Below are 13,107 nucleotides of genomic sequence, written 5' to 3'. Positions count from 1 at the left end.
TCGTAGGGTCAATGTGCTCGAAAAACAAAATACTCCTCGGCGCCCTACCTGCCTAGCACAGGCTCATCCCCAGTTGCAGCGCGCCCAAGCCTACACGCTGCCAACCCCACCACACTAACGCCAGCAGCAAAACCCCAAGGCTCATGCCACCGATCCACGGCCAGACGCCGTTCACGCCGGAGTGCCCATTGCTTGCAACCGCGCCACGGGGCGCTCGCGCACCGGCCAGTTCAAGGCAGCGGCCAACACACTAAGCAGAATCGAGACCTGCCAAATCAAATCGTAGCTCCCGGTGCGGTCATACACGACGCCACCCAACCAGCCGCCAAGGAAGGCACCCAGTTGGTGGAATAAGAAGACGATACCGCCGAGCATCGACAAATTACGCACGCCGAACAAGGTCGCAACGGTACCGTTCGTCAGCGGCACCGTGGACAACCAAAGAAGCCCCATGGCGACACCGAACAAGTACGCAGTGGTTTCGGTCACCGGCACCGACACAAACGCCGTGATCACCACGGCCCGGAGCAGGTAAAGAGCCGTCAGCAATCGCGGCTTGGATAGGCGGCCTCCGAGCCAACCGGCAAGGTAGGTGCCGAACACATTGAACAAGCCAATCAGCGCCAGCACCGTGGTGCCAACTTTGGCGGGCAAGTGTTGGTCAACCAGGTAAGACGGCAAATGCACGCCGATAAATACCACTTGGAAGCCGCAGACGAAAAATCCCAGGGCCAAGAGCCAAAAGCCTGAATGGGTGCAGGCTTCGTGCAACGCTTCGCGCAGGGTCTGCTCGCCACCGGTCTTGGGCAATGGGACATCCTTGAGCATGGTCACCAACGGCAGGATCAAGGCCACCAGCAGGCCCAGCGCCAACAGCGCCGTGGACCACCCGAGCCAACCAATCAGGCCAAGGGTTCCAGGGAGCATGGCGAATTGACCAAACGAACCTGCCGCGCTGGCGAGGCCCATGCCCATGCTGCGTTTTTCGGCGGGTAGCGCTCGACCAACCACCCCGAGGATCACCGAGAACGAGGTGCCGGACAAACCGATACCGATCAGTAAACCTGCGCTCAACGATAACGACAGTGGCGAATCGGCCATACCCATGCAGGCCAATCCCAACGCGTAGAGCACGCCCCCGACAAATACCACTTTCGACGCGCCGAAACGGTCGGCAAGCGCACCGGCAAAGGGTTGGGCCAAGCCCCATATCAAGTTTTGAAACGCGATGGCGAACGCAAAAACCTCGCGACCCCAGCCGAACTGCGCACTCATTGGTGCCAGAAACAAACCAAAACCGTGCCGCACGCCCAAGGACAACGCAAGAATCAGCGCGCTCCCGAGCAAAATCCACCCACTGTTACGCCAGACCGATGTCATTTTTATTCTCCGCAACTAACTAGGCTCATATGCCCGCAAGACAAGCGCGAGAAATTACCGGTGGTTGTAGGGGGGTGTCAATAACTCCTGTAGGAGGCTCCGCCACGTCTTCGACGCCACGCTGTCTCGCGCAGCAAACTGGGTGGCACTTTGTGTGGTTTGAGGTTGCAGGGTTTCAGGACTGAAGCCTTCCCGAATAAATTCGGTCCCACGGTTTTGAACTGCCCCCAACAAGTTGGCTCAGATAGTCGTCCGCTTATAGACCGCCTGTGAATTGAATATCAAATTGCGCAAAGAGGCCCCGTGAAACCATGCGGCCTAACGCAGGCGTTGCGCAGGGGGTAACGAGGCAAGGATGTCAAACCAACGCCAGCGCCACCAGAACCGCCATTTCCAGCAATTCCAGCAGCGCGCCGGCGGTGTCGCCCGTGCTGCCACCGAGCCGACGCAGCATCAGGTGCCGCAGCCAGAAGAAGCAGACGCCCGCCGTCAGCAGTGCAATAGCGCCACTCATCCCCGCCACCAATACGCAGCCCACCGCTGCGATCAACAGCACCTGTTTGCCCAGCGTGCGGGGAAGGAGATCGGCCAATGCTTGCCCTAGTCCGCCCGCCCGCACATACGGCGTGCCGAGGAATAAACCGAGCATGGCGCTGCGGCCGATAACCGGAGCCAGCAACAGGCCCGCGCTGTGATGGTTTTCGATCAACGCCAACAGTGCGCAGAATTTCAGCAGGAGCACCAGCACCAGCGTGATCACGGCAATCGGTCCGCTGCGAGGGTCCTTCATGATGCTCAAGGTGCGTTCACGGTCACCGAAACCGCCTAGCCAGGCGTCCGCGCTGTCAGCTAGGCCGTCGAGGTGCAAGCCGCCGCTGAGCAGGACCCAAACGGTCAGTAGCAGTGCGGCGTGCAACATCAGCGGCGTACCGGCCAAGAGACTGTTTAGGGCCATCAGCAACAGACCGAACAGGACACCCACCAGCGGATAGAACAACAATGAACGGCCTAATTCCTCAGGTTTCGGCATGCCGGGCAAGCTAATTGGCAGGCTGCTAAGAAATTGTAGGGCGATCCACAGCGGCAACAAATTCATTCGCTCAGCACGCCTTGAGCATGTACTTGAATCGTCAGTAGCGCACCGTGACCCACCTCGACTTGCAGCAACTGCTCGCGCGGTAGCCCCCGCGCTTGGGCCAATAACAGGCGCATGACGCCGCCGTGACTGATCAGCAATACACGCTCGCCGGCGTAAGCTTGATGCAAACGGCTTACAGCCCCGAGCACCCGCGCAGAGAACGCCAGCAAAGGTTCACCGCTCGGCGGCGTGAAGGCGTAGGGATCGGCCCAAAACAATCCCAACCCTTCTGGGTCGGTTTCCATCAACTGCGCTGCGCTGCGCCCTTCCCACTCGCCAAAATGCAGCTCTTGCAGATCGGCTTCCAGTTGAAGTGGCACGCACAAGGTTTCAACCAGCTCTTCGGCAAAGCGTGCGCAGCGTTGCAAGGGCGAACTCACCACCCGATCCCAAGGCCCACCTGCGATTACCGCCGAGCGCATCTGCGCCCAACCAGTGTCGGTCAGGGCGTCATCCAGACTGCCGCGCAGGCCGCCACCCAACTCGGTTTCACCATGTCGCAGCACATCCAGGTGCAGTGTCATGCCGGGCGGTCTGCCACTGCCGCTTCGGCGAAAGTCGCCATGCCGTTGTGCAGTGCACAGGCCAAACGCAGCAACGGCACCGCCACCGCTGCACCGCTGCCTTCGCCCAAGCGCAAGCCGAGGTCAAGCATCGGTTCGGCCTGTAAGACTTCCAACACATGGCGGTGGCCGGGCTCGGCGCCGCGGTGAGCAAAAAACAACCAATCGCGGCACGACGGATTCAAACGCGCGGCGACCAGCGCCGCGACGCTGCAAATAAAGCCGTCCACTAATACCGCAACACCCTCTTGGGCACTCGCCAGATACGCGCCGACCAACGCAGCAATTTCAAAACCGCCCACACAAAACAGACCGTACAGCGGGTCACTGGCGTGCTCGGCATGCAAGGCCAGCGCACGCTCAATCACCAATGATTTATGGGTGACGCCCGCCGCGTTTAAACCGGTACCGGGGCCGACCAACAGACTGGCCGGGTTTTCTAACAACAGGCACGCCAACGCACTGGCCGCCGTGGTGTTGCCGATGCCCATCTCGCCGCCGATAAACAGCTCAGCGCCGGACGCCACCGCTCGGCGCACGCTGTCGCGTCCGGCCTCCAATGCCAGCAGGCCTTGGGCCTCAGTCATGGCCGGACCTTCAACAAAGTTTGCGGTGCCCGCACCCAGGTTCAGGTGGCGAACACCGGGCAGGTTCATCGGAGCAACCGTACCCAAATCCACGACTTCCAGCTGCGCTGACAACTGTTTCGCCAGCACGCTGATTGCCGCGCCGCCGGTGACAAAGTTGTGCAGCATCTGCCCAGTGACTTCTTGGGGGAACGCAGACACGCCTTCAGCCACGACGCCATGATCGCCAGCAAAAATGGCGATCCACAGATTATCGACGGCAGGCTTGGCTCGTCCTTGCAGACCGGCCAGTTGCACCGCGACGCGCTCCAGTTGACCGAGAGAACCGGCCGGCTTGGTCAGTTGCTGTTGACGTGCCAGGGCGTGTTCGCGCGCCTGAACATTGATTGCCTGTGCCGGCTTGAGCCACCAGGAGATAGTCATAATGCGGATCCTTTCAACGTCAGGGGCAAGCCAGCAACGGTCAACACCACGCGTTGACAACGCTGGGCCAAGGCTTGATGCAGCCAGCCGGCTTCGTCGACATAACGCCGGGTCAGTTCACCGAGGGGCACAACGCCGAGCCCGGTTTCGTTACTGACAAAAATGATGTCGCCTGGCAGTTCGGCGAGGCAGTTCAACAGCGCCTCACGCTCAACGGCCAGACGTTCGTAATCTTCGAGCATCAACAGGTTGGTCAACCACAGGGTCAGACAATCGACTAACAACACCCGGTCGGTACTGGCGTTATTTCGCAACACCCGAGCCAGCTCGACAGGCTCTTCTATCAACAGCCATTGTTCGGGGCGGCGCTGACGATGAAGGGCGATGCGCTGGTTCATCTCGCCGTCCAGCGGTTGGCTGGTGGCGATGTACGTAACTTCCAGGCCGCTGTCAGCCGCTAACCCTTCCGCCAGACGGCTTTTGCCGGAACGTGCGCCACCGAGTATCAACTGCAGCATGTCAGCTGACCTCCTCAACAGAATGGGTCAGACCGCACAACTGGCGTAACAGCGTGCCATCCAGGTGGTTTTCCACCAGATCCGCCAAGCGCTCGATATCGCGCTCGCGCAAGGCGTGGTAATCGACCTGCTGCACATTCTGCAAACCGGCCCAGCGCAACAACGCGCTGCACGCGGGCGGCGATTCGAACAGGCCGTGCAAGTATGTGCCGAGAATTTGCCCGTCTGCGCTCTGTGCGCCGTCAGGACGGCCGTCATCCAGATGCACCGCCGCATTCTCCAACGCAGTGCCACGGGTCACCCCGGCATGAATCTCGTAACCGCTGACCGGCGCGTCTTCCAACACAAGCCGACCCTGCACGTTTCGCAGTTGTTTCTCTTCTTCTAATACCGTGCTGATGTCCAGCAGGGCAAAACCGGCGCTGGTCCCTGCCGCACCTTCCAGACCCAGCGGATCCTGTATGTCCTGACCCAGCATTTGCAGCCCGCCGCAAATACCCATCACTTTGCCGCCGTAACGCAAATGACGAGCGATGGCGGTGTCCCAACCCTGGCTGCGCAGATAAGCCAGATCGCTGCGCACACTTTTTGAGCCCGGCAGGATGATCAAATCCGCAGGGGGGATGGCTTGGCCGGGACCGATAAATTGCAAATTGACCTGTGGGTGCAGGCGCAACGGATCGAAATCAGTGTGGTTACTAATGCGCGGTAACACCGGCACCACCACATTGAGCACCTGCTCGGCTTTCTCGGTCTGGCGCTGGTCGAGGCCGTCTTCGGCCTCCAGATGCAGGTCCATGATGTACGGCAAAACCCCCACTACCGGTTTTCCGGTACGCGCTTGGAGCCAGTCAAGACCCGGCTGCAGCAACGCAATGTCGCCGCGAAAGCGGTTGATGATGAACCCTTTCACCCGTGCTTGTTCGCTGGGGGACAGCAGTTCCAGCGTGCCCACCAGATGGGCAAACACTCCGCCGCGATTGATGTCGGCGATCAATAGCACCGGGCAATCCACCGCCTCGGCAAAGCCCATGTTGGCGATATCACCGGCACGCAAATTGATTTCCGCAGGCGACCCGGCGCCTTCGACCATGACCACGGGATAAGCTGCACTCAACCGTTGATGGGAGGCCAGCACCGCTTGCATCGCAATCTCTTTATAGCCGTGGTACGCCACCGCGTTCATGGTGGTGACCACTCGCCCGTGAATGATTACCTGTGCGCCGGTGTCGCTGTTAGGTTTGAGCAGCACCGGATTCATGTCGGTGTGCGGCTCAAGGCCTGCCGCTTGCGCCTGCACCGCTTGGGCGCGGCCAATCTCGCCGCCGTCGGCGGTCACTGCGCTGTTGAGCGCCATGTTCTGCGGCTTGAACGGCACCACCCTGACACCCTGGCGGGTCAGCCAGCGGCACAACGCCGTTACTAGCGTGCTTTTGCCGGCATCAGACGTTGTGCCTTGGACCATCAGCGTAGTCATTGCCCATCCTTGTTGTAGTCACTCAACACTTGCTCAAGCCGCTGCCATTGCGCTTCGTCTGCAGGCAGCCCGAATCGTAAGCTGCTGTGTTGCGGGGTTTGACTGTTCAAAAACAATCGCAACAGCACACCGTGGCTTGCGCAGAATTCATGCACCGAAACCGCCAGCGGAGTCACGAGCCACTGAAACAACGCACAACCGCCTTGTGGTTCTAGGCCGTGTTGCGTCATCAGCGCGGCCAGCCGTTCACTGGCCTGCTGGGTGCGCAACCGTTGCTGACGGTGTCCCTCGACATCGTTGAGACACGCCTGTCCAAGCACCCGGGTCGGTCCGTTGATGGCCCAGGGGCCGATGTGGCGCTCAAGCAATTTCAGCAGTTGCGGTTCGGCAATCACAAACCCGAGACGCGCCCCTGCCAAACCGAAAAACTTCCCAAACGAACGCAATACAATCAGCCCGACACGCCAAGTCTCGGCGCTCAAACTCAACTCCGGCGTGTTGTCCATAAAAGCTTCATCAACCACTAGCCAGCCTCCTCGCTGAGCCAGCCGTGCATGCCAATCCAACAAGCGCTCAGGGGCAATGGTCAAGCCCGTGGGGTTATTGGGATTGACGACCACCAGCACGTGAAGACTGTCGAGAAAGTAGTCCACCTCGTCTTCGAGCATTTCGCGGACTAAGAAACCGCTGCTGCGCCAGGCTTCGGCATGTTCGGCGTAACACGGTGACAACACGCCGACTTTGCCCGCACGACGCAGACGCGGCAGCGCCTGAATCGCGGCTTGCGACCCCGGCACCGGCAACACCTGTTCTGCGCCGTAATAGGCGCAGGCGGCCGCTTCCAGACCGTCGTTGATTTCTGGCAAGCGCGCCCAGGCACGCGTCGGAATTTGTGGAACGGGCCATGGCCAAGGCGCAATGCCACTGGACAAGTCCAGCCAGTTGTCTTCGGCGATGCCATAACGCACGGCCGCTTGCTTCAAGCGGCCACCGTGTTCAAGCATACAATTGAGCCCCTACACACACGATCAACAACCATAACCAGACCCCGCGCTGGACCAGTTGCCAGCCACGGTCAATTGATTGGGCGTCGGCGGGAGCACCCTTGCCCAGCTGCGGACGCGTGTGTAACTCACCGTGATAAATCGCTGGCCCGCCTAACTCTACGCCTAACGCTCCGGCGCCAGCGGCCATTACCGGACCAGCGTTAGGGCTATCCCAGTGTGGCGCTTGCTCGCGCCAACACCGCAATGCCAGTCGGGTGTTGCCCAATATGGCGTAGGTTAACGCCACCAAGCGTGCTGGAACGTAATTTAAAAGGTCATCGATTTTCGCCGCCGCCCAACCGAAACGCTCAAAGCGTTCATTGCGATACCCCCACATGGCGTCCAGGGTATTGCTCAAGCGGTACAGCACCACGCCCGGCACACCCGCGATCAAAAACCAGAACAAGGCGGCGAAGACCGCATCGCTGCCATTTTCCAATACCGACTCAGTGGCCGCACGCGCAACTTCGGTTGAATCCAGCTCGGCCGTCTGACGACTGACCAAATACGAAACCCGATGCCGCGCTTCATCCAGATCGCCGCCGCGCAAGGCCTGGGCCACCGGCTCGACATGTTCACCGAGGCTGCGCAAACCCAGCGCGCAATACAACGCTGCAATATTTACCAGCCAGCCGACGTAAGGCAGCCAACTTAACGCTGTCGCCAGCAGGGTCAGTGGAACCACCGCGATAAACCAGGCGGTGACGCCATGGCTGCGCCAGCCCCGTCCAGCCGAATTGAAGCGTTGCTCGATCCGATCGGCAAAGCGCCCGAAGGCTACCAATGGATGTGCTCGTTTCGGCTCACCCAGCAGCGCATCCAATGCGACGCCGGCGAGGCTCAATAACGCAACACTCATTGGGTCACGCCCCACTGATTTTCATACAGCAACTCGCTTAATGGCCGTACCTGCGCCCAACCTTCCAAGACCAGCATCGGCGCCGGGTAGAATTCGGCCACCGGCCCCAGGCACAGAACCGCCAGCGGCTTGGCCCCAGCCGGCATGCCCAGCAAGCCAGCCAACGCCTGTGGCTCGAACAGTGACACCCAGCCCATGCCCAACCCTTCAGCGCGAGAAGCCAGCCAAAGGTTTTGAATCGCGCAGGACAAAGACGCCATGTCCATTTCCGGCAAGGTACGTCGACCAAAAATATGCCGTTCGCGGTCGTCCATCAACGCGGCGACCAAGACTTCCGCGCATTCATTGATGCCTTCGACTTTGAGCTTCATGAAGTCGTCCGAGCGCTCGCCCAGGGCTTGAGCGGTACGAATTCGTTCTTCCTCGACTTGCGCCTGAATACGCGTGCGCAACTGCGGGTCGCTGATTCGAATGAAACGCCACGGCTGCATCAAGCCAACGCTGGGCGCCTGATGGGCCGCCTCCAACAGACGCGCCAACAATTGCGGGGCCACTTCGCCGCCGATGAAGTGCCGCATGTCTCGGCGTTCGGCAATTGCGCGGTACACCGCTGCACGTTCGTCAGGGCTGAAAGCCAGATCATTCATGGTTTGAAAAGCGCCGCAACCGCGTGGGGATTGGAAGGGAAATAGAAGTGCACGTAAGACGCAGTCATCCGACCGTCACGATAAACCGCCTCGGCACCGCGCCCACCGTTAGGGCTCACACCACGGGCGATGGGTTGCAACTCGGTGCTGGTCAGCGAATGGTGATACGTGTGGCCGCGCAGAACACCTTCGGGCAATTCGACGGTTTGTAAGGCCAAGGCTGCCAAACGTTTCTGCATCACCGCTTCGCCACTCAGCAAACCGACCAACTCGGCACGCTGGCCGTCGACATCGGTCAAGGCGTCGAGCAGGTAAAGCATACCGCCACATTCCGCCAGCATGGGTTTGCCAGCGACGTGGTGCGCACGAATGGCCGCCAGCATGGGCCGGTTTTGTCCCAGCGTCACGTGGTGCAATTCAGGGTAGCCGCCGGGTAAGTACAGGCTGTCGGCAGGCGGAATCTGCGTGTCGTGGATGGGCGAGAAAAACGACAACTCGGCGCCCATGGCTCGCAGTAGATCAAGGTTGGCACCATAGAGGAAGGCAAACGCCTCGTCATGGGCGACGGCAATCCTGACGCCCGCCAACGAAGACTCAGTCACGACCAGATCGGGGGCCGCGAATTCGACCGGCGGCGGCAAAGCCACTTCGCAGGTGCTGGCCAGTGCAGCAGCGGCGGCATCAAGGCGGGCATCCAGATCATTCAGTTCGCTGGCCTGGACCAAGCCCAAATGACGGCTCGGCAGTTCGATCCCGGTTTCCCGCGACAACGCGCCGTACCAACGCAATCCTTCGGTGAGGCTGCCTTCCAGCAATTGCGCATGGCGCACGGTGCCGACGCGATTGGCCAACACCCCGGCAAACGGCAGGTCCGGTTGATAACGCGCCAAACCCAACGCCAATGCGCCAAATGTCTGCGCCATGGCCGTGCCATCAATCACCGCTAATACCGGCACTCCGAAATGACGGGCCAGGTCGGCACTTGAGGGTGTGCCATCGAACAGTCCCATGACGCCTTCAATCAGAATCAGGTCAGCTTCGCCGGCGGCTTCCCACAACAGACGACGACTTTCATCGGCACCGACCATCCATAAGTCCAGCTGATAAACCGGCGCGCCACTGGCCCGCTCAAGAATCATCGGGTCGAGAAAGTCCGGGCCGCATTTGAACACGCGCACGGTCCGCCCTTGGTTGCGGTGCAGACGCGCCAACGCAGCCGTGACGGTGGTTTTACCCTGACCGGAGGCTGGCGCCGCGATTAATACAGCCGGGCAATGACGCGGTGCGCTCATGAACGGTTACTCATAACTCAATGCCTTTCTGCGCACGAATCCCGGCCTGAAAAGCATGCTTGACCACGGTAATGTCGGAAACGGTATCGGCCAGGTCAATCATTTCGGGTTTGGCACCGCGGCCGGTCACCAGCACGTGCTGCATGGGCGGACGGGCTTGCAGATCGCTGAGTACTTTTTCCAGGTCCAGGTAACCGTGTTTGAGGGCAATGTTCAGTTCATCGAGCACGATCAGACCAATACTCGGGTCGCGGAGCATGTCTTGGGACACGGCCCAAGCGGCTTGCGCGGCGGCGATGTCACGCTGACGATCCTGGGTTTCCCAAGTGAAACCTTCCCCCATCACGTGGTACCGCACTTGCTCGGGGAAGCGCCGAAAAAACAACTCTTCGCCCGTGCTGTTGCGGCCTTTGATGAACTGTACAACACCGCATTGCATGCCATGGCCCATGGCCCGGGCGAGCATGCCGAACGCAGAACTGCTTTTGCCTTTGCCATTACCGGTGAGCACCAGCAACAGTCCGCACTCATCCGGCGAGCTGGCGATGCGTTCGTCGATCACGGCTTTTTTGCGCTGCATGCGCGCCAGATGGCGTTCATCGCGTTCGGGGGATTCGTTCATGTCAGCTCTCCGCTTGAGCAGGTCACGCGATAGCAAACGGAAGGCACAGAAATTGACTGCCAGCACGGCCAAAGAAAAGCCGTGCGCAGAGCATCGCCCGCCGTGATGCTGTTGGATGGATCAGGCCGGTCTCCGGGCTCATGAGTGGGAATTCCCTGCCATGCGCCTTCCCATGTCCTTTTGGACACAGTGGCAGAGTGCACAGCGTCGACTCATTTACCGTTGCGGGGGCAGCGCCGGGATCGACCGCTTGACGCGCCCTCACCGGCTTCCCTGTTTCACTCCGCCAATCGTGGATTGCGAAGCACCTGAAACACGTCGCGAAGGGTAGAGGGTTGGGGGTAGAGCGTCAATCAAAGCGCCCTGTGGTTTGTCTTCCAGGAGGTCAAAAACCACGTAAAACGCAGCTATTGTTTAATTTGATATCAAAAGGCCATAATCGTGACGCCAATAAAATAACAACGGAGAGACGCCATGCGCGGCTTGATCATCAGCAACCCAAGAGTGGAATTCCTTCGTCCAGCGTTAGAACGCTGGTTCGATTGCATCGACCGTTACAGTCAGGTCATGGGAGAAGGTGAATGCACGCATTGGTTCGACGAACGTACCAACCTCGGCGTGCTTTCCAACGCCGCGTGGATGGCGGACATGGTGACGCTGGAACACGCGCCCAGTAAAAAACAGCAGGATGATGGCGATCGAAGCGCCCGCACCGGCCTGTTCATCGCCACCTCGGAAGACAACGCTTATATTCAGGCCACGCAACGCTGGCCAACTTTCGGCGAAATCAACTTGACCCCGGCGCTGCTGGACATCGTTGGTGATGCCAAAAAAACCAGCTACGCCAACCATCTTAAGTTGGGCTGCCTGTTTGTCACGCCGCGCAAAACCCTGCAAAGCGCCACGCCCGAAGAACTGGAAGATTTCGTCGACGATTTGCAAAAACAAAACGCCTGTGCCATCGCCTGGTACTTCCCTTATGGTTATCGCAAGCTACACAACGAAGAGGGCCAGTATTTTCCCGGTCTCGCACTGTTACTGAGAACAGCCTGATTAGCACCTACCCCGCGTGATGCGCGAACGGATCGGAACGCTCCGATCCGTGGCGTACACCTTGACCCGCTTCTCATTTCAGCCGACGCAGCAATAAATGTTGAACCTCGACCGTGTAGCTGCCTCTATCTCCTTACTCGCCCCTTTGTTTTCATGGAGATCAGCATGCCCACTTTCAGACCCCAGATGGCTGTCCTTTTGGTATTGGCCGTCGGCCTTGCTGCCTGCGGCGAAACGTCCAGGCTGAGAGTGGCAGATGGCATGGGGCCAACGCCGATGCTGCCAGAGCCCAATAAAACGCTGATTCCGACGGTCAATATTGCCCCGGCCGTAGGCTGGCCTCAGGGCGCGAAACCGATTGCCGCGCCGGGCACTCAAGTGTCAGCGTTTGCCGAAGACCTGGACCATCCGCGCTGGTTGTACGTGCTGCCCAACGGCGACGTATTGGTCGCCGAAACCAACTCACCCGCCAAGCCCGATGATTCTCCAGGCATCCGCGGCTGGATCATGAGAAAAGTCATGGGCCGAGCGGGGGCGGGTGTACCCAGCGCCAACCGGATTACCCTACTGCGAGACAGCAATCACGATGGCATTGCTGAAACTCGCACAGTCTTTCTGAAAAACCTCAATTCACCGTTTGGCATGGCGCTGGTCGGCAACGATTTTTATGTCGCCGACACCGATAAGTTACTGCGTTATCACTATGAAAACGGACAGACTTCTATCAGCGGTGAACCGACCACCGTGACCGATTTGCCAGCGGGCACGATCAATCACCACTGGACCAAAAACGTCATTGCCAGCAAAGACGGCAAGAAGCTTTACGTCACGGTGGGGTCCAACAGTAACGTTGGGGAAAACGGTCTCGACAAAGAGCAAGGTCGGGCGTCGATCTGGGAGGTTGATGCCGCCACCGGTGCGCATCGAATCTTTGCCTCCGGCCTGCGCAACCCCAACGGCATGGATTGGGAGCCACAAACCGGGAAGCTATGGACCGCCGTCAATGAGCGCGATGAGATTGGCAGCGACTTGGTGCCCGACTACGTGACCTCAGTCAAAGATGGCGCCTTCTATGGCTGGCCGTTCAGCTACTACGGCCAGCATGTGGACGTGCGGGTTAAACCACAGAACCCGCAACGGGTGGCCGAGGCCATTCCCCCGGATTATGCAGTGGGTCCACACACCGCGTCGCTGGGCATGACCTTCGCCGATGGAAAATCCTTGCCGGCACCTTTCAACCAAGGGATGTTCATTGGCCAACATGGCTCATGGAATCGCAATCCGCACAGCGGTTATAAAGTGCTGTTCGTGCCGTTCGCCAACGGCGTACCGACCGGGACGCCAATAGACCTTTTGAGCGGCTTTTTGAATGCTGACGACAATGCCCAAGGCCGCCCGGTCGGCGTGATCAATGATCAACACGGCGGGTTATTGGTGGCTGACGATGTGGGTAACAAAATCTGGCGGGTGACAGCGGCGCCTTGATGGGCCCGCTCCTACAG

General features: G+C 59.6%; 14 protein-coding genes and 1 riboswitch. Of the genes, 2 read left to right on the top strand and 12 right to left on the bottom strand.

Features of this window, described 5'->3' with window-relative positions:
* Positions 1 to 52 precede the first annotated feature (52 nt).
* From RHM65_RS12765 to cobO, 12 genes are all read right to left on the bottom strand, one after another.
* Positions 53 to 175, bottom strand: a complete 123-nt coding sequence (locus tag RHM65_RS12765; RefSeq protein WP_322183452.1) for a hypothetical protein — start codon at positions 173 to 175, stop codon at positions 53 to 55.
* Positions 172 to 1,380 (bottom strand): MFS transporter, encoded by a 1,209-nt coding sequence (locus RHM65_RS12760; RefSeq protein WP_322183450.1) that lies wholly within the window; start codon positions 1,378 to 1,380, stop codon positions 172 to 174. Before RHM65_RS12760 ends, RHM65_RS12765 begins: the two co-directional genes overlap by 4 nt.
* Positions 1,381 to 1,738: 358 nt before the next feature.
* A complete protein-coding gene (locus RHM65_RS12755; RefSeq protein WP_322185324.1) occupies positions 1,739 to 2,470 on the bottom strand; it encodes an adenosylcobinamide-GDP ribazoletransferase in 732 nt (243 codons plus the stop codon).
* Between the two features lie 2 nt (positions 2,471 to 2,472).
* Positions 2,473 to 3,042: an alpha-ribazole phosphatase family protein gene (gene cobC, locus RHM65_RS12750; protein ID WP_322165615.1), complete on the bottom strand. Its 570-nt coding sequence runs from the start codon at positions 3,040 to 3,042 to the stop codon at positions 2,473 to 2,475.
* Positions 3,039 to 4,091, bottom strand: a complete 1,053-nt coding sequence (gene cobT, locus RHM65_RS12745; RefSeq protein WP_322183448.1) for a nicotinate-nucleotide--dimethylbenzimidazole phosphoribosyltransferase — start codon at positions 4,089 to 4,091, stop codon at positions 3,039 to 3,041. The genes cobC and cobT overlap by 4 nt, the downstream gene beginning before the upstream one ends.
* Positions 4,088 to 4,609: a bifunctional adenosylcobinamide kinase/adenosylcobinamide-phosphate guanylyltransferase gene (gene cobU / locus RHM65_RS12740; protein WP_322165617.1), complete on the bottom strand. Its 522-nt coding sequence runs from the start codon at positions 4,607 to 4,609 to the stop codon at positions 4,088 to 4,090. The genes cobT and cobU overlap by 4 nt, the downstream gene beginning before the upstream one ends.
* 1 nt (position 4,610) lies before the next feature.
* Positions 4,611 to 6,086 (bottom strand): cobyric acid synthase, encoded by a 1,476-nt coding sequence (locus RHM65_RS12735; protein WP_322165618.1) that lies wholly within the window; start codon positions 6,084 to 6,086, stop codon positions 4,611 to 4,613.
* Positions 6,083 to 7,090, bottom strand: a complete 1,008-nt coding sequence (gene cobD / locus RHM65_RS12730) for a threonine-phosphate decarboxylase CobD (RefSeq protein WP_322183446.1) — start codon at positions 7,088 to 7,090, stop codon at positions 6,083 to 6,085. Before cobD ends, RHM65_RS12735 begins: the two co-directional genes overlap by 4 nt.
* Positions 7,083 to 7,991, bottom strand: a complete 909-nt coding sequence (gene cbiB / locus RHM65_RS12725) for an adenosylcobinamide-phosphate synthase CbiB (RefSeq protein WP_322183444.1) — start codon at positions 7,989 to 7,991, stop codon at positions 7,083 to 7,085. Before cbiB ends, cobD begins: the two co-directional genes overlap by 8 nt.
* Complete coding sequence (gene bluB, locus RHM65_RS12720) at positions 7,988 to 8,638, bottom strand: 5,6-dimethylbenzimidazole synthase (protein WP_322183442.1); 651 nt, start codon at positions 8,636 to 8,638, stop codon at positions 7,988 to 7,990. The genes cbiB and bluB overlap by 4 nt, the downstream gene beginning before the upstream one ends.
* Positions 8,635 to 9,930 (bottom strand): cobyrinate a,c-diamide synthase, encoded by a 1,296-nt coding sequence (locus RHM65_RS12715; protein ID WP_322165624.1) that lies wholly within the window; start codon positions 9,928 to 9,930, stop codon positions 8,635 to 8,637. The genes bluB and RHM65_RS12715 overlap by 4 nt, the downstream gene beginning before the upstream one ends.
* Before the next feature lie 10 nt (positions 9,931 to 9,940).
* Positions 9,941 to 10,552, bottom strand: coding sequence for a cob(I)yrinic acid a,c-diamide adenosyltransferase (gene cobO / locus RHM65_RS12710; protein ID WP_322183440.1), 612 nt, complete (start codon positions 10,550 to 10,552; stop codon positions 9,941 to 9,943).
* Between the two features lie 105 nt (positions 10,553 to 10,657).
* Positions 10,658 to 10,879, bottom strand: a riboswitch (cobalamin riboswitch).
* A 147-nt stretch (positions 10,880 to 11,026) separates the two neighbouring features.
* On the opposite strand from cobO, the gene RHM65_RS12705 reads away from it, so the two are divergent.
* Both RHM65_RS12705 and RHM65_RS12700 read left to right on the top strand, forming a co-directional pair.
* The gene (locus RHM65_RS12705) at positions 11,027 to 11,605 is read left to right on the top strand and encodes a hypothetical protein (protein WP_322183438.1); all 579 of its coding nucleotides are present in this window, start codon (positions 11,027 to 11,029) and stop codon (positions 11,603 to 11,605) included.
* A 165-nt stretch (positions 11,606 to 11,770) separates the two neighbouring features.
* Entirely contained in the window at positions 11,771 to 13,090 is a 1,320-nt protein-coding gene (locus tag RHM65_RS12700) for a sorbosone dehydrogenase family protein (RefSeq protein ID WP_322183436.1), read from the top strand.
* Positions 13,091 to 13,107: the final 17 nt, after the last annotated feature.

The sequence above is a fragment of the Pseudomonas sp. CCI4.2 genome, assembly GCF_034350045.1.
In the GTDB taxonomy this organism is placed as follows: Bacteria; Pseudomonadota; Gammaproteobacteria; order Pseudomonadales; family Pseudomonadaceae; genus Aquipseudomonas.
This window is presented reverse-complemented; position numbering and strand designations above follow the sequence as displayed.